The sequence below is a fragment of the Rhizobium sp. P2_G9 genome, assembly GCF_056403475.1.
The window spans coordinates 36,660-62,067 of the sequence record NZ_JBFUFK010000038.1 but is presented as its reverse complement, the minus strand read 5'-3'; the positions used below and the strand labels follow the sequence as shown (position 1 = coordinate 62,067).

Here is a 25,408-nt window from a genome sequence, read left to right as displayed (position 1 = left end):
TCTGATATCCATCAATCGACCTTGTAGACCGGCTTCCAGCCCTCGGGGGCAAAGGTTCTGGTCAGGTCCATCGAACCGATATTGTCCTTGGTGACGACGCTCATGCCGGGATTGAGGAAGGTGTAATGCTCCTTCTTTTCCAGGATGCGCACCGCGAGGTCGACGGCGATCCGCGCTTCCATGACCGGTGACTCGGTGACGGTCGCCGCGACCTGTCCGCTTTTTACCAGATTGACGATGCCTTCGTTGGAATAATAGGCGGCGACCGCCACCGGATGATCGAGCCCGGCTTCCTGAACCGCCTGCGGCGCGACCTCGGCGGTGACAGCCGTGCCGTAGATGATGTCGATATTGCTGTAGGCCTGCAGCGCATCTTCGACGAGCTGCAATTGGACATTCTTGCCGGTGTCGCCGTATTTCGCATCGAGCAGGTTGATGTTGGTGTCCTTGATGGCGCGCTTGACGCCTTCGGTCGAGGATTCCGCCCAGCCCGAGCCCTGGGGGCCAGGGAAATGCAGGAGATTGACCTTGCCGTTATGGCCCTTGAACTTCTCCGCCAGGAATTTGGCGCCCGCCTCGGCCGCGTCGTCATAATTGGCATAGATCTTGGCATCGGCGACCTTGTTTTGCAGCGGGTTGATGACGCCCACCTGAACGATGCCCTTGGTCTTGCCTTCCTCCATGCTCTTGGTCAGGCCGGCTTCGGAAATCGCGCCGATGATGATCGCATCGACGCCGAGCGCGACACAGTCGTTATATTGCGACACCTGCTTGGCGGCCTCGGTATAGCCGCCGGCTTCGAAAATCGTCGCGCTGACGCCCAGCTTGCGGGCCTGGTCGACGATGCCGTAATCGACGCCGACCCAGTAGCTGTCCTTCATATGCGGGAAGAGCACGCAGATCTTCCACTTCTTCGATGCCTTTTCCAGCCCGGTATACGGCACGACCTTGCCGCCCTTGGCGGCATCGACGACGTTGAACGGCCAGACATCCGCCGCGCTGGCGACCGGGGCCTGGAGCAGCGCCAGGACGGTCGCACTCAGGAATGCGATATGAGCTTTTTTCATTGTTCCACCTCTTTTGATTATTGTCGTCCGTCCGCTTGCCGGGCGCGCGCCGTGCGTCGCCGAAAAGCAATGCGGATCGTGCGGGGGCTTGTTCTTCTGGTTTCGATATCTGCTCCCGTGGGCCAAAACGATAACAAAACGCGTCGCAATAGCATCATTCAGCAGCGAACAAAGTTTTGTGCTTGAGCGCACTGCGAGGGTAGCGGGTTCTGCTTGTGGTTTGGGTGGGGTGGGGGATGAAACCGGTGTTTGGCGGKGGGGGCCGCGAACGTGGGAGGAATCGGGGGAAAGTGAGGTTTTGCCCATTCTGGGTAAGATTGTACCAGCGAGTGGTCGTGAACCGGCCGCGAAAGTGGCCAGAAAAACGGCCAAAACAATCCTTTCTGCTCCGCTTAATACCTGATATAATTTGATTATCTGTGGCGAATTAAGTGGCCAAAGAAGCGGCCAAAATGGCGGCCAGGATTTATGGAAATGGAATGTCCAATGTTGGCGCGGGACGACAATGAGAGCATTGGCTTGTTCGAACCTTTAATGGTCTCGGAAGGCTCCAAGCTCCGACCGAAGTTGAATGACCTTGCGTTGACTTTGGCCGAAAAGTCATCCGCATTTTCCGCGTCGCTCCCCTCTGCGATCTCTGACTCGCTGTCAGACCTCGTGAGGGCTATGAATTGCTACTACAGCAACCTCATCGAAGGGCACAATACCCACCCGATCGATATCGAACGGGCAATGCAGAGTGATTACAGCGATGACAAGAAAAAGCGTGACCTGCAACTTGAGGCGCGAGCCCATATCACGGTGCAGAAATGGATCGACGATGGCGGCCTTGAAAGCGATCCCTATTCGGTAGCGAGCGTACTGGAGATACACAAACGCTTTTGCGAGTTGCTGCCGCCGGAACTCCTATTGGTCGGCGAAACGGCAGAAGACCGACATGTGGCCATGGTTTCGGGGGAAGTCAGATCGAAGGATGTCAAAGTCGGCRGGCACATCGCGGTGAGTCCGGGGGCAGTCCCGCGCTTTTTATTGAGGATAGAAGAGGCCTATCGGTCTAAAGGACGCATAGAGCGGATTCTCAGCGCCGCTTGTGGACATCACAGACTTCTTTGGGTTCATCCCTTCGTCGACGGAAATGGCCGGGTGGCGCGCCTGGTATCGTATGCCGTCTTAAGATCGGCAATAAACACGAAGGGTTTGTGGTCCGTCGCGCGCGGTTTGGCAAGGAAAGAGAGAAACTACAAGGCGCATCTCCAATCCTGCGATGAGCCGCGTCGTGGGAGTTTAGATGGACGAGGAACACTCAGCGAGTCAGCGCTTGCGGAATTTTCTCAATTTTTTCTTGAGATTTGCATCGATCAGGTCGATTTCATGAGCGGCTTGATGCAGCCAAACAGATTGCGCGATCGGGTTATGACATGGGCCCGGGAAGAAACCGCTGGCGGTAGATTGCAGGCCCGGTCAGATGTGATTTTGAATGCAATTCTCTATCGCGGAGAGTTGGAGCGCAATGAGGTGGAAATCTTGACCGGCATGAGCGGAAGGTCGGCCAGACGGCTCACGGCATCGCTTATCAATACGGGCGTGATCGCTTCCGAAACAAGTCGTAGTCCTCTGCGGCTGGCATTTCCTGTGAGCCTGGCGACTCGGTTTCTTCCAGGACTGTTTCCCGATGAGTAACGCCGAATTGCTGTGACATCGGTTACAGAACTCGGGGCAATTGCGGCGTTGACTGTTGTTGCGGCAATCGGATTGCCGAGCTAGCGCCTCCCGTCGATAACCTAACTTAATTGCGGATATTAGTAATTAATCGTTGCAAATCAGTGGTTTTGGGAAGGCAGGCTGTGAGAACGTGGACGAGGTCGCTGCACATTTCGGCGTTGACTTGTCGGCTTCCGATAAGGTTCCTGCAACGTCCTCTGCTCCGCCTCGGATTTGACCGCCCCATCGATCGGCACAGCACCCGTCTCCTTCTAGTGACGCTTGCCGCTTGCTCCCTCTTCTACCCGAGGGGAGAAGTGCCGAGCAAAGCGAGGCGATGAGGGGGGCCGCCCCACCCGGGAAGCCCCCTCATCCGGCCTTCGGCCACCTTCTCCCCGAGGGGAAGAGGGAGCCAAGCCATCGACCGTCAGCAATTCCTCATATGCGATTGCCCTGCCTCCATGCACTACAATATCGCGAACCTCAGCCCCCGGTGCCAGATTTGACGACTTTTTGGGCGCGCAGCAACAAGACTCCGGCTGAGTTTGTGTTAGGATCGATGTCATAAAAATGACAGGGAACTTTATGGGCGTGTCACCTGGCGGTGATTGCCCCAGCCTTCGCAAAGGAGGATCGGAATGGAATTTTCGACGCAGGCCACCGAGCCGGGTGCCCGAAGCAGCTGCTGGCAGAATGTGATTTCCGACACGTTCTTTCCGCTCGATACGGTCTTCCGCGACGACGACAGGTTCAATGGCGATCTGAAATGCTGGTCGCTGGGGTTGGCCTCGCTGTCGCGGCTGAGGACCGACGCCATTCTTTATCGGCGCAACCAGCGCCAGGTGCTGACCGAGCGGGAGAAGACGCTGCTGATCACGGTGCCGGAACTGGCCGAAGTGCAGTTCGAGCAGTGCAATCGCGAAACCCGCTGCCGGCCCGGCGGCTTCCTGATCGAGCGGGGCGATGCGCCCTATGAGTTCCGCCAGCCGGGCGCCAATTCGCTCTGGGTGCTGAAAGTGCCGAGTTCGGCTTTGCGCGCCCGTGTCGGGCCGCCCGAGCGGTTTTCGGCCTTTTCCTTCGATGCGCAGCAGGGGGTGGGGGCCTATTTCATCGATACGATCCGCTCGACGGCCAAGCGCCTCGATGAACTCAATTCGGCGGCCAAGGAAACGATCGGCCAGCAGCTGATCGATCTCTTGTGCCTGGCGATCCAGGACGATGAACGGGTGCTGGACAGCAATCTGAGTTCGGTGCGCGCCGCCCATCTGTTCCGGGCGGAGCAGCATATAAGAGCCAATCTCGCCAAGGGCGACCTGCAGCCGCAGGACGTTGCCGATGCCTGCGGCATCTCGCTGCGCTACCTGCAGCGGCTGTTCACCGATAGCGGCCGCTCGATCTATGAATGGATCAGGGAACAGCGGCTCTTGATGTGCGACGAGGAATTGCGCAAGGCCAATACGCCGCATTCGATCTCCGAGATCGCCTATCGCTGGGGTTTCGCCGACCAATCGCAGTTTTCCAAGAACTACCGGATGTATTTCGGCCGTTCGCCGAGCCAGGCGCGATCGGAATACCGGCTTCAGCCGCTCTGTTAGGGCGCTTTGCGTTCCGATGGATCGGAACCGGCTCTAAGCTTTTCTATTTGCGCGTGTCGTTATCCTGAAACTGGTTCTCACTTTCAGGCGATATGCGCTCGCTGACACGGCCGCAGCGCTTTGCCGCGGCCAATCCCAACACCAGCACGGACCACCCGGCGCCCGCGGTTTGCGGCGGCGAGCCTTGCTGCGCGCATTTGCAAGAGGTTACGAGAATGACGAATTTACGCGTGGCCGTCGATGTCGGCGGCACATTTACCGACATCTGCATCATGGACGAGGAGACCGGCGCGCTCCGGATCGAAAAGACATCGTCGACGCCGGACCCGATCGACGGCATCATGTCCGGCGTCGAGCGCGCCAATGTCGACCTCTCCCAGGTGTCGATGTTCTCGCACGGCACGACGGTCGCCACCAATGCGCTGATCACCCGCCGCCTGCCGCGCACCGGCATGATCTCGACCGAAGGTTTTCGCGATGTGATCGAGATCCGCCGTGCCAACAAGCAGGATCTGTGGGACGCCTATAACGACGTCGCACCCCCCTATATTCCTCGCAAGGACCGCCTGACCGTTAGGGAGCGCGTCGATGCCGCCGGCAAGATCGTCACGCCGCTCGACGAGGATGATGCCCGGCGCGTGGCGCGCATCTTCAAGCGGCGCGGCGTCAAGGCGATCTCGGTCTGCTTCATGAACGCCTTCGTCAATGGCGCCAACGAGAAGCGGATGAAGGAAATCCTGGCCGAGGAAATCCCCGAACTCGCCGTTTCCATTTCCTCCGAGGTCATGCCGGAAATCTTCGAGCACGAGCGTTTCTCGACCACGGTGGCTAATGCGGCGCTGAGCCCCGTCGTCGTCGATTACACGACGCGGCTGGGCGAGAGCCTCGCCGGCAAGGGTTATACCCGCGATCTCCTGCTGCTGCATACCGGCGGCGGCGTGATGACCCCAAAGAGCGTCAAGGATTTCGCCGCGCGGCTGGCCGGCTCGGGGATTGCCGCCGGCGCCATTGCCAGCCGCTACATCGCCATGCTCTGCGGCTACAAGAATTCGATCGGCCTCGACATGGGCGGCACCAGCACCGACGTGTCGCTGGCCTACCAGGGCGAATCCCGCGTCACCAAGGATTGGTATATCGAGTTCGGCTATCCGATCCGCTTTCCCAGCATCGAAGTGCTGACCATCGGCGCCGGCGGCGGTTCGTTGGCCTGGTTCGACGAGGCCGGCTCGCTGCGCAACGGGCCACAATCCGCAGGCTCCCAGCCGGGACCGGCCTGTTACGGCAAGGGCAATACCGTGCCGACCAATACCGACGCCAATGTCGTCCTCGGCCGGCTGGGCACGAGTCTGGCGGGCGGCAAGCTGACGCTGCAGCCCGCGCTGGCCGAGAAAGCTATTTCCGGCATTGCCGAGCATTTCGGCATCTCTTCCCCCGAGGCTGCCGAGGCGATCGTCAAGGTCGCCAATGCCAATATGGCCAATGCCGTGCGGCTGATTTCGATCAGCCGCGGCTATGATCCGCGCGATTTCGCTTTGGTGGCCTTTGGCGGCGCCGGTGCGCTGCATGGTGCGGCGGTGGCCCAGGAACTCGCCATTCCCGTGGTCATCGTGCCGCCCAATCCGGGCGTCACCTCGGCGCTCGGCTGCCTGCTGGTCGATATCCAGCATGATTTTTCCGAAAGCTTCATGGTGCCGGCGACGCTCGCCAGCCCGGCCGACATCGAGGCCGCCTATGAGCGGCTGGAGAAAGAGGCGGTGGAGCGCCTGTCGCATGAAGGCGTGGCGGCGGAAAACATCACGCTGCAGCGCAGTGCCGAGATGATGTACCAGGGCCAGTGGCGGTCGCTGTCGATCGCCGCCCCGGCTGAGGTCACCGATGTCTCCGCGCTGACCGAGAATTTCCATCGCGAGCATGAGCGCGAATATAATTTCCGCCGCGACGATGCGCCCATCAGCTTCTTCCGTCTGGGCCTGAAGGCAATCGGCCTGGTGCCGAAGGCCAATCTGATGGAGCACAAGCCGGAAATGCGCAAGCCGGCGCCGAAGCAGAGCCGCCCGGTCTGGTTCGAGGGCAGGGCCTTCGACACGCCGGTCTACGATCGCGACGATCTTCCCTCGGGCTTCCGCTTCGTCGGGCCGGCGGTGGTCGAGCAGTTCGACTCTACGGTAGTCGTGCCTCCCGGCACGTCAGCTTCCGTCGACAAGTACCTGAATATCCTGATCAATATCAAAGAGGCATGAGATGAACGGCGACGCGCAATTCAACGGACTCGATCCGGTCACCTTCGAGGTTCTGAAGAACTCGTTCATCACCTCCGTCGACCAGATGGCGGAGCAGATGCTCAGAACCTGCTATTCCTTCGTCATCTACAATCGCGATTTTTCCAACGGGCTGCATGATGCGCATGGCAATTCGGTCGCCCAGGGCACGCAGGACATCGCCGTGCATGTCGGCACCTTGCATTTCACCTGCAAGGAGGTCATCCGCGCCTTCGAAGGCGACATGCTGCCGGGCGATGTCTATGCCATCAACGATCCCTATGCCGGCGGCACCCATTTCAGCGATGTGCGGCTGATCCGGCCGATTTTCGACGAGGACGAGATCATCGGCTTCTCCCAGTCCAACGGCCATTGGTCCGATCTCGGCGGCAGCGTGCCCGGCTCGTTCGATGTGACGGCGCGCGACATGTTCCGCGAGGCCGTACGCATCACGCCGGTGCGGCTCTTCCATGGCGGCCGGTTCTGCAGCGATGTCGCCAACCTGATCGCGGCCAACACCCGTGATCCCCGCTCGATCATCGGCGACATCCATGCCCAGGCGCAGGCGACGCATGTGGCCGAACGCGATGTGCTCAGGCTGGTGAAGAAATACGGCCGCAAGACGGTCACCGGCGGCATGGCCGCAGTGCAGGACTATGTCGAGCGCGCCATGCGCCAGCGCATCGCAGCCTTGCCGGATGGCGTCTGGGAAACCGTCGACTATATCGACCGCGACCCTGCGGCCGGCGAAGGCATGATCCCGATCCGCATCAAGATGACGATCAAGGGCGACAAGGTCTATTACGACTTCGCCGGCAGCCATCCGACGATCGGCTCGATCTACAATTCCGCCCCCGGCGCCACATTCTCCGCCGTCGCCGCCGGCATGAAGACCTTCTTCCCCGATCTGCCGCTCAACAGCGGTTTCTATCGCATTTTCGAGATTGCCAGCCCGCCGAACAGCGTCGTCAGCGCCCAATGGCCGGTGGCGGTCACCGGCTTCCTGATGCCGTTCGAGAAGATCATGAACTCGATCTTCGAAATGTGGTCGAAGATCATCCCTGAACGGGCGATCTCCTGCTCGTTCAATCTCGAATATCTGCTGACCGGCGGCCATGACCTGCGGCACGAGGAAAAGCCGATCTTCATGTTCTATGACTGGCTGCCTGGCGGCTGGGGCGGCCGCAACGGCATGGATGGCTGCAACAGCACCACGGCCTGCTTCGGCACCGGCCTGATGGCGCAGCCGGTCGAAGGCCAGGAGCGCGTCAATCCGGTGCTGACGACTAAGTTCGAGATCAAGCGCGATTCCGCCGGCCCCGGAAAATTCCGCGGCGGCGCGGGCGTCGAGAAGACCTCGATCCTGCTGGAGGCGGAGAAAACCGTCATCTCCTATATCTGCGACCGCGAACGCGCGGTGGTCTGGGGCACCCATGGCGGCCTGCCGTCCATGCCGCATGGGCTGACCATCCGCCGCGCCGGCACCGACCGCGACGAATGGCTCGGCTCGGTCTTCTCCGATGTGCCGATCAGCACGGGCGATATTTTCTCGCGGCCGACTGCCGGCGGCGGCGGCTTCGGCGATCCGCTGGAGCGTGATCCGGAGAAGGTGCGCGAGGATGTCGAGAACGATTATGTCTCGGTCGAGCGCGCCCGCAAGGACTATGGCGTGGTGCTGACCCTCGTCGATGCCGATCTCGCCGATTATACAGTCGATCTTGCGGCCACCGAGCGCGAGCGGGCGTGGATCCGCTCCGAGCGCAACGCCTGGGCCAATGTCGCGCCCGAGGCGGTGTCGAAAATGTACAAGGCCGGGCAGATCGATGCACTCGATGCGGTTCGCCACTATGCCGTCATCCTCGATTGGGCCAATGGCGACGTGCTGCCGGAAACGACGCGGCAGTTCCGCGAAATGCACCAGAAGCGCACGCTCGATCATTGGAAATGACCATGCGGCGCCGCGACGATCCTAATCATGAAGGGCGTCGCGGCGCCGGGCCTTCGGCACGTGATGCCGGCGGGGCAGGGCGCGGTTCGGGGGATCGGTGGGAGATATTCGATGACGATGTGCTGGGCTTTGCCCTGCGGGCGGCCAGCCGCGGACAGCGCTTCGTCCTCGTCACCCTGGTGAAGATCGAAGGTTCGTCGCCGCGCTATCCCGGCGCCCAGATGGTGGTGACGGAGGCGGGGGAATGGTCGGGCTATCTCTCGGGCGGCTGTATCGAGCGGGCGGTGGTGGCCGAGGCCCTTGAAGCCCTGGAGGCAGGTGTGGGGCGGCGCGTGCGCTACGGCAAAGGCTCGCCCTATTTCGACATCCAACTGCCCTGCGGCAGCGCCATCGAACTCTATTTCGACACCGGCCGATCGGTTGAGGAGCTGAAGATGATAGAAGAACGGCTCGCGCGCCGGGAGACGGCCAGCCTGGATTTTGCCGAGGAGGGCGCGACGGCCGCCAGGTTCGTCCGGCACTACCGGCCGCGCCTCAGGCTGGTCGTCCTCGGGGTGGGTGCGGCTGCGGCACAGCTCTGCCGCTTCGGCTCGATGATGAATATCGAGGTGGAACTGATGTCGCCCGACGAGGCGACGCGGGAATTTGCCGAATTGGGCGGCGCAAAGGCCGTTGCGCTGACAAGCATGACGCGGAGGCCGGAGATCGTGGCCGATGGGCGCACCGCGATCGTGCTGATGTTTCATGATCATGATTGGGAGGCCGAGGCGCTAATGGCCGCGCTTGCTTCCGACGCCTTCTATATTGGTGCGATGGGCAGCCGGGCTGCGCATCGGAAACGCGTGGAGGCGCTGGTTGCGCGGGAGGTGGATGAGGGCGTGGTTGACCGCATTCATGCGCCGATCGGGCTGTTTCCGGGCAGCAAGAATGCGACGGAGATTGCGCTCTCGGTGCTGGCGGAGATCGTCAGCGAGGACCCGTTCCGGGCGGAGATGGATGGCGGGCTGCTTTCGGTCGTGGCGGCGGCCCACGGAGATCGGGGCATGGCTGAGGTGGCTTTGGGATGACGGCACGGTACTTCATCGCGGCGATAGCTCCCTCGGCGCTGGCGGGCATCTCCCCCGCACGCGCGAGGTTGTCGCATCTGCCGCAAGACCCTCTCTGGCCTGCCGGCCATCTCCCCCACAAGGGGGGAGAAGACTCGCGGCGCGCTCCCTGCCTCGAGCCGATCTCCCTCTATGAGAGCAAAACAATCACATCTGAAACCAAAGCCTCTTCCCAACTGAGCCGCTCGTCTCGACTCCGCCTTTGGCCCCCTACAAGGGCGGGAGGCTTAACGCGTCGTTTCGCTGCGCCCCAATCGAGGCAGGGAGAGCGCCGCGAGTCTTCTCCCCCCTTGTGGGGGAGATGGCCGGCAGGCCAGAGAGGGTCTTTCGCCATATCCGATCGTTCTACGCTGCGGAAAGAGACGGATGGCGGGCTGCTCATGGTCGTGCTGGCAACAAACCATGATCATCAGAATGTGGCTGAGGCGGTTTTGGGATGACGGCACGGCGTTTCATTGCGGCGATACCCCCCTCTGCCCTGCCGGGCATCTCCCCCACAAGGAGGGAGAGTGGCAGGCGGCGCGCTCCTCGCCTTAAGCCAATGTCGAGTGCTGCATTCTCGGCCTTAGATGGACGTGGGACGGTGCCCCCATCTGCTCTCCCCCCTTGTGGGGGAGATGTCCGGCAGGACAGAGGGGGGTGCGGCGCGGAATGCGACAGTCCTGCCTTCCGATCGGAGACAGGCGGCAGGCAGCTCACGGTCCACCATGATGATGAAAACATGCCCGAGGCAGATCCGCGATGACGGCACGGCAATTCACTGCGCCAACCACGGTGGATGAGGCCCTGGCCACACTCTCCGTACACGAGGGACGGGCAAGCATCATGGCAGGCGCGACCTGGCTCATGCGCTCCCCGCTCCGCGGCGAGGATCTGCCCGCTTCCATCGTCTCGATCTCGGGCATTGCCGAACTCGGCCGCATCGACATCGACGAGGAATGGCTCACCATCGGCACACGCGTCACCCATGCCGCCCTCGCCAGCGCGCTCGCCGGCATCAGCGAATTCTGGGGCCTGGCCGAAGCCGCCGGCAAATCCGCCAACCCTGCCATCCGCGCCGTCGCCACCGTGGGCGGCAATCTTTGCACCATGGCCTTTTCCGCCGCCGATCTCGCGCCGGCGCTGCTCTGCCTCGATGCGGAGATCGAATATCGCTCGATCGAGGGGACTTCGACTATGCCCCTGGAAGCGTTCCTCCACCTGCGCACGGTGCTGCCGCCGGGTTTGCTCACCGAGGTCCGCGTGCGCAGGGGCGGCTTCCGCTCTGCGCATATGCGCCTGCCTTTGCGCAAGGCGGGCGATTATCCCGTCGCTATTGTCTCGGCGACAGCCAGCAGTGACGATCGGGCGGGATTTCAGGGCATCCGGATCGCTGTCGGCTCGGTCGAGGCGGTGGCGCGGCGCTGGCCGGCGCTCGAAGCTGAAATCGAGGGCAGGGCGATGACGGCGGCGGAGATCGGGGTTGCGGCGGCGGACTTGTCCAGCGCGTTTTCCGGCCGCGACGGCATCGAAGCGCCCGGCTGGTATCGCGTGCAGGTGCTGCCGGCGCTGGTGCGGCGGGCCTTCGAAGATCTTGAGCGGCAGAGGGGGACGTGATGGCCGTGCATCTCAACGTCAATGGCGACAGCCGCACCTTCCATGGCGATCCCCTGACGCCGCTGGTCGATGTGCTGCGCAACGAATTGCTGCTGACTGGCACGAAGTCCGTCTGCGGCGAGGGCTTTTGCGGCGCCTGCATGGTGCATGTGGACGGAAAGCCGCGGGTCTCCTGTCTTTGCCCCGTTGCATCGGTCGAAGGCCTGTCGGTGACGACGATCGAGGGGATGGCTGTCGATGGCGCGCCGAGCCCCATCCAGCAGGCGCTGGAAGATGTCGATGCGGTCCAGTGCGGCATGTGTTTTCCCGGCATGGTGATGGTGCTGACGGCCTTGCTCAAGGACAATCCGGGCGCCGACCGCGCCGCCTTCAAGGCCGGGCTTGCCGGCAATATCTGCCGTTGCACCGGCTATGAGCGGATCGTCGACGCAGCCCTGATCGCCGCCATGAACATGGAGCACGCGGAATGAATGAGATCGTCACGCCCCGCGCGGTGATGAACCTGGCACGGCGCGATGCGCGCGACAAGATCGCCGGCCGCACGCGCTATACCGTCGACCAGGCCGGACCGGGCACGCTGCAGGCGGCCATCCGACGCTCGGAGATTGCCTCGGCGCGGATCGTTCGCATGGATGTGACCGCCGCCAAGGCCATGCCCGGCGTGCGGGCGGTGATCACGGCAGAGGATGCGCCGGGCACGCATGGCATCGGCGTCATCGACCATCCGCTGTTTGCCCGCGGCAGCATCCGCTACCATGGCGAACCGATCGCGGCGGTGGCGGCCGATACGATCGAACAGGCCCGCGCCGCCGCCGCGGCAATCGAGATCGAGATCGAGCCGCTGGCGCCGATACTGACCATGGAGGGGGCCTTGGCCCCCGGTGCTGCGCTCGTGCATCCGGATTGGAAATCCTACGAAGTGCAGCTCGATGGCGTGGCCCGCGGCGGCAATGTCGCCTGGGAGGCCAAGGTTGTCAGGGGCGACACCGACACTGCCTTTGCCCGGTCCGACGTCACCATCATCGACAGCTGCTATACCGTCGGGCGGCAGAGCCATGTGCCGTTCGAGCCGCGCTCGGCCATCGCCACGTTCGAGGATGGCCGATTCCACATCATCTGCTCGACGCAGGTGCCCTGGACGGTGCGCAAGGTCACCGCAGAAGTGCTGGGTATTCCCTCCTCGCAGGTGCGGGTGACCGTGCCGCCGGTCGGCGGTGCATTCGGGCTGAAGTTCGATTGCACCATCGAGCCCATCGCCGCGCTGCTGGCCAAGCGGACCGGCCGGCGCGTAGCGATGGTCAATTCGCGCTATGAGGAGACGATCACCTGCCTCTGCCGCGAGAATGCCGAGATCCGCATCCGCTCGGCGGTGACCAAGGAGGGTGAGATCGTCGGCCGCGAGGCGACCGTGCTGATGGATTGCGGCGCCTATGGCGGCGAGCAGATTTTCCTCAGCACGATGACGGCGCATACGCTGGGCGGCAATTACCGGCTCGGTTCCGTGCGGCTCAATAGCCGCGCCGTCTATACCAACACCGCCCCCAACGGCGCCTTCCGCGCCTGCAACGGCGTCTACAACACATTCGCGCTGGAGCGGCATACGGACGAAATCTGCCAGGCGATCGGCATGGAGCCGCTGGAATTCCGCCGCCGCAACGTGCTGGGCGACGGCGATCTCGGCGCGACCGGCCAGGTCTTCGAAGGCGAGGTGCTGCGGCCGATGCTGGGGCGCATGGAGGTGCTGAAGGCAAGCCGGCCGGCGAAATCGCCATTGGCGGACGGCCGGCTCTATGGCCGTGCCACCACGGTCGGCACCTGGTTCATCTTCGTCGGGCCATCGTCGGCGACCGTCAATCTCAATGCCGATGGCAGCGCCACGCTGGTCACTTCGGGCGTCGAGATCGGCTCGGGCACAATGGTGCAATCGCTGCCGCAGATCGTCGCCGCCGAACTCGGCATCCGCCCCGAAGACGTGGTGGTAAAGGCGGCTGACACGGACGCGGCCGGACTGGATCTCGGCGTCGGCGGCGGACGCACGACAGTGTCGATCGGTGCCGCCAGCCTGAAGGCCTGCGAAGAGGTCCGCAACAAGATCCTGCCCGTCGCCGCCGAAATGCTGCAGACGCCGGCCGACCAGCTGGTGCTCGCCAATGGCCGGATCGAGATCGCCGGCCGCAAGGGGGCCGGCACGACGATCGCCAAAGTGGTCGAACGCGTGCAGCAACTCTCCGGCCCGGTGGCCGGTTCAGGCGCCTTCACCAAGCCCGGCGTGCAGGCCATGGCGGGCTGCGCCATGGCGCATTTCATCGATGCGATCGACATTCCCGTCTTCGCCGTCCACGATTGCGAAGTGGCCGTCGACCCCGAGACCGGCCATGTCGACGTGCTCTCCTACCAGGTGGTGCAGGATGTCGGCCGGGCGCTCAATCCCCGCGCCATCCACGGCCAGATCCAGGGCGGCGTGGTGCAGGGGCTCGGCTATGCCCTGCATGAGGAAGTGACGATCGACGAAACCGGCCGCATCGCCCAATCCGGCTTCGAGACCTACCGGCTGCCGCTCGCCCAGGACGTCGTGCCTGTGGCGATCGACCTCTATGAAGGCGCACCCTCGATCGGCCCGCTCGGCGCCAAGGGGGCGGGGGAAGTGCCGATCCTCAATGTCGGTGCGGCGGTGGCCTGCGCGGTGGCCAATGCTACGGGTAAGACGGTCAGCCGCCTGCCGCTGACGCCGCCGCGGGTGCTGAAGATGATGGGCGAGGGGGATTTGGGGTTGGATCTGCCGCATATCAGCAGGGTATGGGGGGATAATGTTGTGCGGTGAGGGACGCGAGCCGGGGGAACTCTCACTGCCGTTTAGGCCGCTCATAAGGCGCCGGCGCCTCCCGCTCTTCCTCCGCCATCGTCTTGATCCAATCGCGCAGCGACAGCGCGGCGGGAGGCAGGTCGCGCGTGCTGTTCCAGGTGAGATAGTACGCATCCGGCGTCGGCACGACGAGGTCGGTGAAGCGCACCAGCTCGCCCTTTTCGATCAGGGGCCGGACCATGCGGTGCCAGCCGACGACCAGGCCCTGGTCGGCCATGGCGGCCTGCAGTGCGATGCTGAATTTGCCGAAGCGCCGGCCGCTGAAGGCGCGGTGTTTGACGCCGCCGCGGGACAGAACCTCGGCCCAGCCCATCCAGTCGGGCTCGACCCATTCGACATTCAGCAAAGGCAGATCGGCGAGATCGGAGGCGCACGCGCCAGCATGCTTTTCGGCGAAGCTCGGGCCGCAAACGGGATAGACGCATTCGTCGAAGAGCAGTTCTGCCGTTTCGTCGAGCCATCGGCCCGAACCGTAGCGGATCCGCAGCTCGACTTCCGAGCGGCGGACATTCCGGACATTGTCGGCGATCAGGTGATCCACGGTGATGTCGGCGAAGCGGGTCCAGAAATCCGGCATGCGGGGGATCAGCCACATCGTGCCGAACACGTCGCTGCAGGCGACGGTGACGTTGCGAGAGGTGTTGCCGAGTTTCATCGCATTGATCACTTCGGCAGCGCGGGCAAAACCGCTGGCCAGGGCGCGGTATAATTCCTCGGCCGGCGCGGTGAGCATGACGCCTTTGCCGGTGCGAGCGAAGAGGGGAACGCCGATCTCCTCCTCCATCGCCTTGATCTGGCGGCTGACGGCGCCCTTGGTGACATTGAGTTCATTGGCCGCCAAGGTGAAATTGCCATGGCGGGCGGAGGCTTCGAACGTGGCAAGCGCGGTCAGCGACGGCAAACCATAAAAGCGACGAACCATCGATCCCTCCTTGCCGCGCGACGATACGGCTTCGACCTGCTTTCGGCTGCAGGAGGAAGAGATCGTTGAGTTGTACTCAGAATAGCCCGTATATTCGCCCTTGTCGTGCGTCAAACTCAACACAGCGCCGATTTTTATGAGACTTGCCTTCGAGCTTGCCTGCCGCTTTCATGCGGGCATTCCTGGCGCGCCGCCCATGCAAGCGGCGTCTCGCCGAAAACACTTTCCGAGGTCTTGAACACAGAGATGACGACCGACACGACGATTGACGCGGGGCAGGCGCCGGATTCGCTGCCGAGGGTGATGAAAGGCGTGCTTCTGACCGGGCATGGCGGTTTCGACAAGCTGGAATATCGCGAAGACATTCCGGTGCCCAGGCCGAAATCCGGCGAAGTGCTGATCCGCGTCACGGCTGCCGGCGTCAACAATACTGATATCAACACCCGCATCGGCTGGTATTCCAAGACGGTGACCAGCGGCACCGGCACCGGCGCGACCGAAGGCTTCAAGGCTGCCGAAGATGCCGACGCCACATGGTCCGGCGAGCCCATGGCCTTTCCGCGTGTCCAGGGCGCGGATTGCTGCGGCCGCGTCGTGGCGGTCGGGGAGGGCGTGGATGCCGGCCGCATCGGCGAGCGGGTGCTGGTGCGCAACATGTTGCGCTCCTACGTGGATTACCGGCCGTTCGAATGCTGGACATTCGGCTCGGAATGCGATGGCGGCTTCGCCCAATATGCCGTCGCGCCGTCGCGGGAAACATATAGCGTTGATTGCGACTGGAGCGATGTCGAGCTGGCCTCGCTGCCTTGCGCCTATTCCACTGCCGAGGGCATGCTGCACCGCGCCAATGTCGGCCGGGGCGAGCATGTCGTGATCGCCGGTGCCTCGGGCGGCGTCGGTTCGGCCGCGGTGCAACTGGCCAAGCGCCGCGGCGCAATCGTCACCGCGATCGCCGGCCGCGACAAGGCCGAGCAGCTCAGCGCGATCGGGGCCGACCGGGTGCTTGTCCGCGGCGAAAGCATTGTCGCCGGGCTCGGCAAGGAGAGCGTCGACGTGGCCCTGGACGTCGCGGCCGGTCCTTCCTTCGGCGAGTTGCTCGGCGTGCTGAAAAAGGGCGGGCGCTATGCGGTTGCCGGCGCGATTGCTGGGCCGATCGTCGAGCTCGATGTCAGAACCCTCTATCTCAAGGACCTGACCTTCTTCGGCTGTACCTTCCAGGAGGATGTCGTGTTCGAGAAACTGGTCTCCTATGTCGAGCGCGGCGAAATCCGGCCGCTGGTCGGCAAGACCTATCCGCTCAGAGACATCGTCGAGGCGCAGCAGGATTTCCTGTCGAAACAGACGGTGGGCAAGATTGTCCTCGTCATACCCGAATAACCTCAGCCCCACATAACGAGATCGAAGATGAGCGAACTGAAAATCGAGAAAATCGATGTCTTCCAGTTGGACCTGCCCTATTCGGGCGGCGTCTATCTTCTGTCAGGCGGACGGGAATATCGAAGCTTTGATGCCACGATCGTCCGGATCACCACCGGAAACGGGCTGGAAGGTTGGGGCGAAAGCACGCCGTTCGGATCGACCTATGTCGCCTCGCATGCGCTTGGCGTGCGGGCCGGTATTGCGGAGATCGCGCCCAGCCTGATCGGGCTCGATCCGCGGCGCGTCGATCGCATCAACGACGCCATGGACACGGCACTTGTCGGCCATCTGCATGCCAAGACCGCACTCGACGTCGCCTGCTGGGATCTGTTCGGCAAATCGGTGGGATTGCCGGTCTGCGACCTCCTGGGCGGTCGCACTAATGTTCGGATGCCGGTGATTTCATCGATCTATATGGGCGATCCCGAGGATATGCGCGCGCGCGTGGATGAGCACCGGGCGATGGGCTATGTCGCCCATTCGGTGAAGGTCGGCGACGAGCCTGCGGCCGATGCGGCGCGCATTGCGGCATCCCTCGCAGACAAGAGACCGGGCGAATTCTTTATCGTCGACGCCAATGGCGGCATGACGGTCGAGAGCGCGCTACGCATGCTGCGGCTCCTGCCGCCGGGGCTCGATTTCGTGCTCGAGGCACCCTGCGCCACCTGGCGCGAATGCATCTCGCTCCGGCGCCGCACAGATGTGCCAATCATATTCGACGAACTGGCGACGGACGACGCCTCGATTGCCCAACTCGTCGGCGAAGACGCCGCGGAGGGCATCGGCCTGAAAATCTCCAAGAATGGCGGCCTGACCCGCGGCCGCCGCCATCGCGACATCTGCCTGGCAGCGGGCTATACCGTCAGCGTCCAGGAAACCACCGGCTCCGACATCGCCTTCGCGGCCATCGTGCATCTCGGCCAGACCGTGCCGGAGAAAAACCTGCGTTGCGTTCTCGAATGCCGGGACATGGTGACGCTCAAGACCGCCGACGGCGATTTCGGGGTGTGCGATGGGCGGGTTACGGCACCGAGCGCGCCGGGGCTCGGGATTGTGCCGCGGCTGGAGGTGCTGGGGGAGCCTGTTGCCACTTATGTTTGAATGAGGGACGACTGGTCCACGGTTGGCTCCGATCCTCCGTCGGCGGTGTCGGTGAACCTTGTGTTTGCCATCAAATGCGGAATTGCACGCCGGGCCTTACAATCCGCGCCCCGAACCCAGTCGAACCAACCCCGCCAGGTCAGCCCGCACACGTTCCTCCATATCGGACATTTCCGGAAGACGCCCGGCTTCGAGCAGAGGTGTTTTGCCGCGAAAGAGATGCCATTCGAGATTGCGCGCTTTTGCATCTTCAAAGGTGTTGCGACCATCGCACGTCAACGCGCCCTTGAGAACCGACAGCTCCTGGCGGGGCCACGAACCCCAAGGCACTTTCGCCGCGATCAGGGATACGATATCGCGGAGCACGCGCGCTTGGAGAGCGATCCTTGCCTCAGTCCGGCTTCTTTGGTCCGGCTGTATCGGCGTCAGGGATGTCGTCACTGGCACGTGCCTCCTGCAGGATGTCCTTTATATAGTCCGGGACGGCAAGCGCAGCAATCACTTCGGTAGACGGCAGGCCCTTGAGCTCTTCGAGGAAGTTGAGAAAACGGTCAGCGAATGCCATGACCGATCCCCTGTCGCCGTACCAGCCTACGACAGTATTGAAACGATCCAGTAGCGACCGACCGTCGACGTCAAGCGCGAGCAGAGGCAAGTCGTCCCGGTCCTTTGCCCTGTTTGCGGCGAGCTTGGCGAGGATAAGGTCCTCGCTGGAAAGAGCCTTTATAGGCACCCGTGCCCCAGCGACCTCAACGAGCATCACCTGTTGGGAACTGGCCAGATCGCGGAATATGATCGGGCCCCATAGGTTCTCCGTCGGTGTGGCATCGATCTTGAAGTCAGGCCCGTAGATTTCCCTCAATTCCTTCTCGACTGAATAGACGATGTCTTCGTCGATCACCGGTGAGAAGAAATCGACATCGAAGGACGCAGCTCGAATGCCGCGAGCTGCCATGGCGGTGCCGCCAACCACGACGACGAAAGGCGGAGCCTCTCCGTGTTTGGCAACATGTTTTGCGATCATGGTTTTCAAACATTCGACTGCTTGTTGAAAATCGATCGGTGTGGGATCGGCCATGTCGGCGCCTCGATTTTGGACTGCTGGAAGAATACGACGACATTTCGCGATTCACCACGCATATCCGCATGAACGCGCATAGTCCCCGTCGCCGTCGCCTCTCGTCTCATGCTTCGATTGCGAAGCAGCCATGGTGGGCCTCATGGCTGGTAGCGTTTGCGATTGACTATCCAAGTGGACTGATCTCAAGTTCAGGCCCGGTGACAGGTCGAAAAATTCCGGAGCTCCCATGAAAATCCGAAAAGCCGTGCCCGCCGACGCCCGGGAATTGAGCCTGCTGCTCAACGAGATCATCCGCGCCGGCGGCACGACGGCGATCGAAACGGAGCTCTCGGCCGATGAGTTTGCAGACTGGTTCATCACCGGCGCGTTCCCCTTGGCCTGCCATGTAGCGGAAGACGGCGACGCGCTGGTCGGCTTCCAATCGCTCAGCACCTTCGGCGACCCGCCAAAGGGATGGGCTGACATCGCCACCTTCGCGCGCCTGAACCCAAAGACGAAAGGTGTCGGCAGCGCGCTCTTCCCGGCAACACGCAAGGCGGCGGAAGAGTTGGGCCTCGCCGTCATCAACGCCACCATCCGGGCGGACAATGTCAGCGGGCTGGCTTATTATGAGAAGATGGGGTTTGAGACCTATGACAGGGTGGTTCAGGTGCCGCTGGCGGATGGGACGTTGGTGGACAGGGTGAAGAAGCGGTTTGCGGTGCGGGGATGAGGGGGGCCAGATGATGGGGTGGAGGTGACGCGGCCCCGCGTGTTGCATAGTTCAAAAATTTCGCTCGGAATGTGGCAGCGCGCTGCGTGTATCCCTTGCACGATGTTTAAATGCCTCCTCTCCAGCGTATCAGGAAGGAGTTGATATGCTGCGATGGCCGTGGAAGAAGGCGCCGGAGCCACAATGTGTATCGGACATCCGTAAACTCGTCTATGAAGCCTGGCTTCATTCCACGAGAGCGGGTGCATTGATCGAAGCAACCGAGCCAGCTCTCCTCCTCAAAAGATGAAGTCGGAGGCGTCGATATCGGCCTTGTGGGTGTCGCGGAGCGTGATGTGGTCGCCGTCCAGCAGCGTCAGCATCACGTCGTTGCCGGATTGGACGATATGGCCCTTGAGGTCGGAAAAATCTTCGATGCCTTTGTAGTTTGCCAGGTTGATCGCATCTTCGCCATTGTGGAAGTCGGTGATCACGTCGTGGCCGGAATGGTTCTTGAAGATGAAGATATCGCCGGTATCGCTCATCGAAATCACGGTGTCGTCGCCGGTGAGCACGTCGTTGCCGCGGCCGCCGGTGATGGCGTCGCTGCCGAAAAGGCCGATGATCCGGTTGTTGCCGGCATTGCCCGTTAGCGTCGAGCCGAAATCGTTGCCGATCAGCTTGGTATTGTGCTTGCCGGTCAGCGTCGCTTCGTCCTGATAGTCGCCGAGCGTCCAGGAGACGGCGGAATAGATCCGGTCATAGCCGCCCAAGCTGTCCTCGTAGATCTTGGTGTGGATGTCATCGACATAGTAGCGGTCATCGCCGCCACCGCCATTGATGATGCCGTTCACATGCCCGCCCTTGCTGCGGAAGATGTCGTCGCCACCACCGAGACTGACGGCGCCGTTCAGCGTGCCGCTGTTGATCACGGTGTCGGTCACGGCGCTGCCGAAATAGGCCTGCTGCAGTCCGGTGATCGAGCCGGAATTGACCAGCTTTCCCCCGCCGCCGACGGCGTCGACGCCGACAGTGGCTGCGACGATCTCGCCGTTATTGGTCATGGTCACGTCCGCCTTGGTGATTATGATGCCGCTGCCGTTGGCGGCGGAGATCAGGCCATTATTGGCCATTGTCGCGCCGGCGCTGTCGAGGTGCACGGCGATCGCACCATTGGCGCTGACACTGAGCGTACCGTTGTTGGTGAGTTGGGCGGCGTCGCCGCTGACGGCGATGGCCGCATTGCTCGCATTGATAAAGCCGGCTTCACCGATGGTGATGGAATTGGCGACGTTCTGGCCGTAGCTCACGGAAAGTCCGACATTGGCACCTCGGATCGCGCCGTCGATGACAAATGACCGGTTACCGGCCTCCATGCCGGAGGCGTCGATGCCGGCGCCCGAGGCGACGACGATGTTCTTGCCGGCCTGCAGCAGATAGGTGGTGTCGGCCTGGCCCGCGATATAGGTGCTGGCCTGGTCTCCGATTTTGACAGTAGGCATGGCGATCTCCAAATTGCTGGATAGGTTATGGGGTTCCTTTTTCATTGGGACTGTTTCAGGAGATTTTCTGCGCGGGCGGGATTTTGTTTCAGTTGTTTCAGGGGGGCACGCGGCGGCGGTCTTAGAGTGTGGGCTCGCGGTGGCCCGGTGCATGACCTGATGCGCCAGTGCCTGGCCGCCATCGCGGGTGGGTGGGTAGAGATGCAATCTTAGTGGGAAGTGTGTGGGTGCCGCATCATTCTCCCGCTTGAGGGCAGATGCCCGCCTTCGATAAACTCAGGAGGGCAGAGGGAGGTAATACCGGCCGCGTTGGCGTCCTCAGCGCACGCAGAAACAGCACGTTCTGCGCAAGCATGCCGAAGGACACCATGATCGCCGGCAACCATGCCGCAAGCGAGAACCTGGCCGCGACCGGCCGCGGCGCCGACGGTGCCGTCAAGTGCAAGGCAAACAGCGTGGCCGCTCCGACAGTGTAGATGATCGCGGAAAACTGAAAGACCGGTATGCTTCCTGAGATCACCGCAAACAGCGGCCACAGCGCCCAGAGCGGGATCGCCGACAACCCGACAAGCGTCCACAGCGCCTTGGGCCCTGGCGCCATGGAGGCAGAATTGTCTCCGGGCAGCAACATCAGCACAGGCGAATTCACCGTGGCACTCCGTTTGATACGCTGACCTTATGAGATTCTTGCTCCATGGTGGCCGTCTCGCGGCGGCAGGATTGCGACGCAAGGGGGGGCCGGCGGGCGGGAAGACACGGTGATTGACGCTGTGTTCAATCGGTTGCGGTGGCTCCGGCGCATTGCCTGTGCTATTGGCCGCTCTCCAACGGAGCCTGGTGAGAACTTGCTGTCACTCGATGTCGTCATCGCATTCGCCGCCACGGCGACAATTCTTGCCTGGGTGCCTGGCCCCGACAATCTGTGCGTGCTGATGCAATCGGCGATCCATGGTCGCGGCGTCGGCCTTTCCGTAACGGCAGGACTCTGCGTCGGGCTCGTCTTTCATACCATCGCAGTGTCGCTCGGCGTTGCCGCGATCTTCCAGACGTCGCAATTTGCTTTTGACGCCTTGAAGTTTGTCGGTGCCGCCTATCTGATCTATCTTGCCTACAAAGCCTTTCGGGCAGGGCCGGAGCGGCTGGCAAGCGGAGCGATGAAAGCCAAGCCGGTGTGGCAGATGATGCTGCGCGGCGTGGTCATGAATATCACCAACCCGAAGGTAGCGATCTTCTTCCTGGCCTTCCTGCCGCAATTCACTTCTCCCGGCAGCGGCAGCATCGTACTGCAGATGCTGCAACTCGGCGGCATATTCATCCTCTCCACCTTTGTGTCCTTCGCGACCATTTCGCTGCTGGCCGGCTCGATCAGCCATTGGCTGAAGCGGTCGGACAAGGGCCAGGTCATCCTCAATCGCGTCGCGGGCTTCGTGTTCGTCGGACTGGCCGCGAAGCTCGCGACCGCGCATCAGTGAAACGGGGCGGGCGATTGGAGCTGGGGAACTTGCCCGGCTCAAGAGCTCACAGCCGGGTTATCGCCGGTGGCTAAGACCCTCTCTGGCCTGCCGGCGTTTGTCGCTGAAATCGTTCCACCGGAACGATTTCTCCGCTTCGTGGACCGCTCCTCACCGCCACAAGCAGGAGGGGCTAATCCCGCCGCACCGCCTGCGCCCCAATCGATGCAGGGAGCGTGCCGCGAGTCTTCTCCCCCTTGGGGGTGTATGGACCGGCAGGCCAGAGAGGGCCTTTCGTCATATGCGACAACCTCACGTTAACAGCAGTTTTCGTTAATCTGCAGCCTCACCCCATCACCCCAGCCGCTTCTCGAAAAACACCCGATTGAACCCATCTTCCGACCGCCGGTCCACCTCCCGGTAGCCAAGCCGCGGATAGATCGACAGGTTCTCCGTCATCTTTTCATTGGTGTAGAGATGCACTCCGCGAAAACCCAGGCGAACGGCCTCGGCTTCACAGAACCGGATCAGGGATTTGCCTACGCCGCGGCCGGTGGCGTCGGGGTGGACGGCGACGTTTTCCAGGAACATATGGCCGTCCTTGGGGAAGAAGACGATGAAACCTTGCAAGCCATCGGCGGCATCGACGGCGATATGGATCTCGCCCGCGGCGATCTGGGCGGCATAGTCGGCGAGCATCGGGGCGGGCTTGCGGCCGATGGCGGCGATGTAGCGGCTATAGGCGCTTTCGGCGCAGGCGCGCACGTGCGCTTCGTCGGCTTCGACAGCTTTCCTGATCATCGTCTTGTCCTCAGGCAAATCCGCGGCAAGCAGAACACGGGGTGACGGCCAAGGCAAGCGTGCAACTGCGCATTTTGCCGCTGAGGACACACCCAAAAATAGTCAAACGCCAACCGCAACGATTTGCTATCTCGCGGTGGCGAGATTTGCCGGCAGATGAAATGATCGACCCGGCCTGACCGGGCGTCTCCGCCGCCCGGCCTGACCGGGCGTCTCCGCCGCCCGGCCGGAATGCTCGTAATGCCTGAAGACAGACCCGAGCAGGATGCGCCATGTCCCATACGCCTTATGCCGAAACCCTGGTCAACACCTATACGACGGCGAGCCAGTCTCCCGGCGCTGTGCTGTCGCTTTCCGATGGCGGCTGGGTGGTGATATGGAACAGCTACGGCCAGGACGGCGATGGTTATGGCGTCTACCAGCAGGTCTACAATGCCGATGGCACGGCGCAGGGCGGCGAGGTGCCGGTCAACACCCATACGACGGGCGATCAATATTCGATTTCAGCCACCTCGCTTTCCGATGGCGGCTGGGTGGTGAAATGGGAGAGCGTCGGCCAGGACGGCGACGGCCGCGGCGTGTACCTGCAACGCTATGACGCCGAAGGTGTTGCGGTGGGCGAAGAGGTGCCGGTCAACAGCTATACGACGGGCGATCAGTCCGACTCGACGCTGACGGCGCTTTCCGGCGGCGGCTGGGTCGTGACGTGGGATAGCGCGGGACAGGATGGCGATAGCGACGGCATCTTCCAGCAGCGCTACAATGCCGATGGCATAAAGTCAGGCGGCGAGACCCAGGTCAATACCTATACGACGGGCTATCAGGTTGACCCCCAGATCGCAGCGCTTGCCGGTGGCGGCTGGGTGGTGGCCTGGACATCGCAGAACCAGGATGGCAGCGGCCAGGGTGTCTTCCAGCAGGCCTATCATGCCGACGGCACGACGGACGGCGGCGAAACCCAGGTCAACACCTATACGACGGGCGACCAGAGCGGCAACGTCTCCCTGACCGCGCTTGCCGATGGCGGCTGGGTCGTCAACTGGAATTCCAACGGCCAGGACGGCAGTGGCTATGGCCTTTATCAGCAGCGCTACAACGCTGACGATGAGGCAGTCGGCGGCGAGGTGCAGGTCAATACGACGACGGCGGGCTATCAGTACCAGACGGGATCCGGCCTGACCACCGCGCTTGCCGGCGGGGGCTGGGTGGTGACATGGCTGTCGGGCGTAGGAAATGACTTCTATCAGCGGGCCTATGATGCCGACGGCACAGCGCTGGGCGGCGAAACCCATGTCAATACGACCAGCCCGACAACCGGCCTACGTCCCGAGAACGTCATCGCGCTTTCGGATGGCGGCTGGGTGCAGGTCTGGATGTCCTACGGCCCTGATGGCGATGGCTACGGTGTCTACCAGCAGGCCTATAATGCCGATGGCACGGCCGAGGGCAGCGAAATACGGGTCAACACCTATACGACGGGCAATCAATTCATCGCCAGCGCCGCAGCGCTTGACGATGGCGGCTGGGTGGTGAGCTGGTATTCCGTGGGCCAGGACGGTGATGGCGGCGGCGTGTACCAGCAGCGCTACGATGCCGAGGGCCAAGTCTACGGCACCAACCATGCGCCGACGGCGGCGGATGGGACCATCGCCGAACTCAAGAACGGCAGCTACACTTTCTCGAAAAGCACATTCGGCTTTTCCGACGGCACGGATGGCGATCATCTCGCCTCCGTGACGATGACCGCCTTGCCTTCGGCCGGCAAACTGCTGCTCGACGGTGATGCGGTCACGGATGGCGAGACCATTTCCGCCAGTGATCTCGCCCACCTCGTCTGGCAAGCGGGTCGGCACGCGCGCTCGGTGAGCATCGGCTTTACGGTGACCGACAATGGCGGCACTGCGGAGGGCGGCAAGGACACGTCGGCGGCGCACACGCTGACATTCGCGATCACGAGCGACACGTTTACCGGCACCAAGGCGGCCGATAAGCTTGTCGGCACCGATGGGCACGACATCCTCAACGGCATGCACGGCGATGACAAGCTGACCGGCGGCAGGGCGAATGATACGTTTGTGTTCAAGACCGGCGATGGTCAGGATACGATTACCGATTTCGACCACAAGCAGGGGGATAAGATCGATCTCTCCGGGTTGGATGGCGTCGCGTCGTACAAGGACCTTGTGAAGAACCATCTGTCCGGAGGCGATCACATGGTGACGATCTCGGATGGGGATGGAGACACGATCACCTTGCTGCATACGAGCGTGGGTGATCTCCACAAGGGCGATTTCCTGTTTTGATCG

The 25,408-nt window shown here is 62.4% G+C and carries 20 protein-coding genes; 13 read left to right on the top strand and 7 right to left on the bottom strand.

Annotation, left to right across the window (positions count from 1 at the left end; all coding sequences use genetic code 11):
• Positions 1 to 11 precede the first annotated feature (11 nt).
• Complete coding sequence (gene torT, locus AC1DYF_RS27765; protein ID WP_477880465.1) at positions 12 to 1,067, bottom strand: TMAO reductase system periplasmic protein TorT; 1,056 nt, start codon at positions 1,065 to 1,067, stop codon at positions 12 to 14.
• 486 nt (positions 1,068 to 1,553) lie between these two features.
• Between torT and AC1DYF_RS27760 the strand changes: the two genes are divergently transcribed.
• From AC1DYF_RS27760 to AC1DYF_RS27725, 8 genes are all read left to right on the top strand, one after another.
• The gene (locus AC1DYF_RS27760) at positions 1,554 to 2,747 is read left to right on the top strand and encodes a Fic family protein (RefSeq protein ID WP_477880464.1); all 1,194 of its coding nucleotides are present in this window, start codon (positions 1,554 to 1,556) and stop codon (positions 2,745 to 2,747) included.
• A gap of 659 nt (positions 2,748 to 3,406) precedes the next feature.
• Positions 3,407 to 4,363 (top strand): helix-turn-helix domain-containing protein, encoded by a 957-nt coding sequence (locus AC1DYF_RS27755; RefSeq protein WP_477880462.1) that lies wholly within the window; start codon positions 3,407 to 3,409, stop codon positions 4,361 to 4,363.
• 215 nt (positions 4,364 to 4,578) lie between these two features.
• A complete protein-coding gene (locus AC1DYF_RS27750; protein ID WP_477880460.1) occupies positions 4,579 to 6,603 on the top strand; it encodes a hydantoinase/oxoprolinase family protein in 2,025 nt (674 codons plus the stop codon).
• A 1-nt stretch (position 6,604) separates the two neighbouring features.
• Positions 6,605 to 8,569, top strand: a complete 1,965-nt coding sequence (locus tag AC1DYF_RS27745) for a hydantoinase B/oxoprolinase family protein (protein ID WP_477880459.1) — start codon at positions 6,605 to 6,607, stop codon at positions 8,567 to 8,569.
• A gap of 2 nt (positions 8,570 to 8,571) precedes the next feature.
• On the top strand, positions 8,572 to 9,636 hold the full coding sequence (locus AC1DYF_RS27740) for an XdhC family protein (RefSeq protein ID WP_477880457.1): 1,065 nt from the start codon (positions 8,572 to 8,574) through the stop codon (positions 9,634 to 9,636).
• A gap of 780 nt (positions 9,637 to 10,416) precedes the next feature.
• A complete protein-coding gene (locus AC1DYF_RS27735; RefSeq protein WP_477880456.1) occupies positions 10,417 to 11,271 on the top strand; it encodes an FAD binding domain-containing protein in 855 nt (284 codons plus the stop codon).
• Positions 11,271 to 11,741: a (2Fe-2S)-binding protein gene (locus tag AC1DYF_RS27730; RefSeq protein WP_477880454.1), complete on the top strand. Its 471-nt coding sequence runs from the start codon at positions 11,271 to 11,273 to the stop codon at positions 11,739 to 11,741. Before AC1DYF_RS27735 ends, AC1DYF_RS27730 begins: the two co-directional genes overlap by 1 nt.
• A complete protein-coding gene (locus AC1DYF_RS27725; RefSeq protein ID WP_477880452.1) occupies positions 11,738 to 14,092 on the top strand; it encodes a xanthine dehydrogenase family protein molybdopterin-binding subunit in 2,355 nt (784 codons plus the stop codon). Before AC1DYF_RS27730 ends, AC1DYF_RS27725 begins: the two co-directional genes overlap by 4 nt.
• Before the next feature lie 22 nt (positions 14,093 to 14,114).
• On the opposite strand, the gene AC1DYF_RS27720 is transcribed toward AC1DYF_RS27725, so the two are convergent.
• Positions 14,115 to 15,056 carry a LysR family transcriptional regulator gene (locus AC1DYF_RS27720; RefSeq protein WP_477880451.1) on the bottom strand — a complete coding sequence of 314 codons (942 nt, stop codon included), beginning with the start codon at positions 15,054 to 15,056 and terminating at the stop codon, positions 14,115 to 14,117.
• 246 nt (positions 15,057 to 15,302) lie between these two features.
• Between AC1DYF_RS27720 and AC1DYF_RS27715 the strand changes: the two genes are divergently transcribed.
• Entirely contained in the window at positions 15,303 to 16,433 is a 1,131-nt protein-coding gene (locus AC1DYF_RS27715; RefSeq protein WP_477880450.1) for an alcohol dehydrogenase family protein, read from the top strand.
• Positions 16,434 to 16,460: 27 nt separating this feature from the next.
• Positions 16,461 to 17,576, top strand: a complete 1,116-nt coding sequence (locus AC1DYF_RS27710) for a mandelate racemase/muconate lactonizing enzyme family protein (RefSeq protein ID WP_477880448.1) — start codon at positions 16,461 to 16,463, stop codon at positions 17,574 to 17,576.
• Between the two features lie 96 nt (positions 17,577 to 17,672).
• On the opposite strand, the gene AC1DYF_RS27705 is transcribed toward AC1DYF_RS27710, so the two are convergent.
• Together AC1DYF_RS27705 and AC1DYF_RS27700 are read right to left on the bottom strand one after the other, a co-directional pair.
• Positions 17,673 to 17,942 (bottom strand): hypothetical protein, encoded by a 270-nt coding sequence (locus AC1DYF_RS27705; RefSeq protein ID WP_477880447.1) that lies wholly within the window; start codon positions 17,940 to 17,942, stop codon positions 17,673 to 17,675.
• Between the two features lie 25 nt (positions 17,943 to 17,967).
• Positions 17,968 to 18,654, bottom strand: coding sequence for a DUF6036 family nucleotidyltransferase (locus AC1DYF_RS27700; RefSeq protein WP_477880445.1), 687 nt, complete (start codon positions 18,652 to 18,654; stop codon positions 17,968 to 17,970).
• Positions 18,655 to 18,883: 229 nt separating this feature from the next.
• On the opposite strand from AC1DYF_RS27700, the gene AC1DYF_RS27695 reads away from it, so the two are divergent.
• Positions 18,884 to 19,369: an N-acetyltransferase family protein gene (locus tag AC1DYF_RS27695; RefSeq protein WP_477880444.1), complete on the top strand. Its 486-nt coding sequence runs from the start codon at positions 18,884 to 18,886 to the stop codon at positions 19,367 to 19,369.
• A gap of 278 nt (positions 19,370 to 19,647) precedes the next feature.
• On the opposite strand, the gene AC1DYF_RS27690 is transcribed toward AC1DYF_RS27695, so the two are convergent.
• Together AC1DYF_RS27690 and AC1DYF_RS27685 are read right to left on the bottom strand one after the other, a co-directional pair.
• The gene (locus AC1DYF_RS27690; RefSeq protein WP_477880443.1) at positions 19,648 to 20,850 is read right to left on the bottom strand and encodes a calcium-binding protein; all 1,203 of its coding nucleotides are present in this window, start codon (positions 20,848 to 20,850) and stop codon (positions 19,648 to 19,650) included.
• A gap of 235 nt (positions 20,851 to 21,085) precedes the next feature.
• Positions 21,086 to 21,499, bottom strand: coding sequence for a hypothetical protein (locus tag AC1DYF_RS27685; protein WP_477880441.1), 414 nt, complete (start codon positions 21,497 to 21,499; stop codon positions 21,086 to 21,088).
• Positions 21,500 to 21,695: 196 nt separating this feature from the next.
• On the opposite strand from AC1DYF_RS27685, the gene AC1DYF_RS27680 reads away from it, so the two are divergent.
• Positions 21,696 to 22,322, top strand: a complete 627-nt coding sequence (locus AC1DYF_RS27680) for a LysE family translocator (RefSeq protein ID WP_477880440.1) — start codon at positions 21,696 to 21,698, stop codon at positions 22,320 to 22,322.
• Positions 22,323 to 22,655: 333 nt separating this feature from the next.
• Here AC1DYF_RS27680 and AC1DYF_RS27675 read toward each other — a convergent pair whose 3' ends face one another.
• On the bottom strand, positions 22,656 to 23,102 hold the full coding sequence (locus AC1DYF_RS27675) for a GNAT family N-acetyltransferase (RefSeq protein WP_477880439.1): 447 nt from the start codon (positions 23,100 to 23,102) through the stop codon (positions 22,656 to 22,658).
• A 272-nt stretch (positions 23,103 to 23,374) separates the two neighbouring features.
• On the opposite strand from AC1DYF_RS27675, the gene AC1DYF_RS27670 reads away from it, so the two are divergent.
• Positions 23,375 to 25,405: a type I secretion C-terminal target domain-containing protein gene (locus AC1DYF_RS27670; protein ID WP_477880438.1), complete on the top strand. Its 2,031-nt coding sequence runs from the start codon at positions 23,375 to 23,377 to the stop codon at positions 25,403 to 25,405.
• Positions 25,406 to 25,408: the final 3 nt, after the last annotated feature.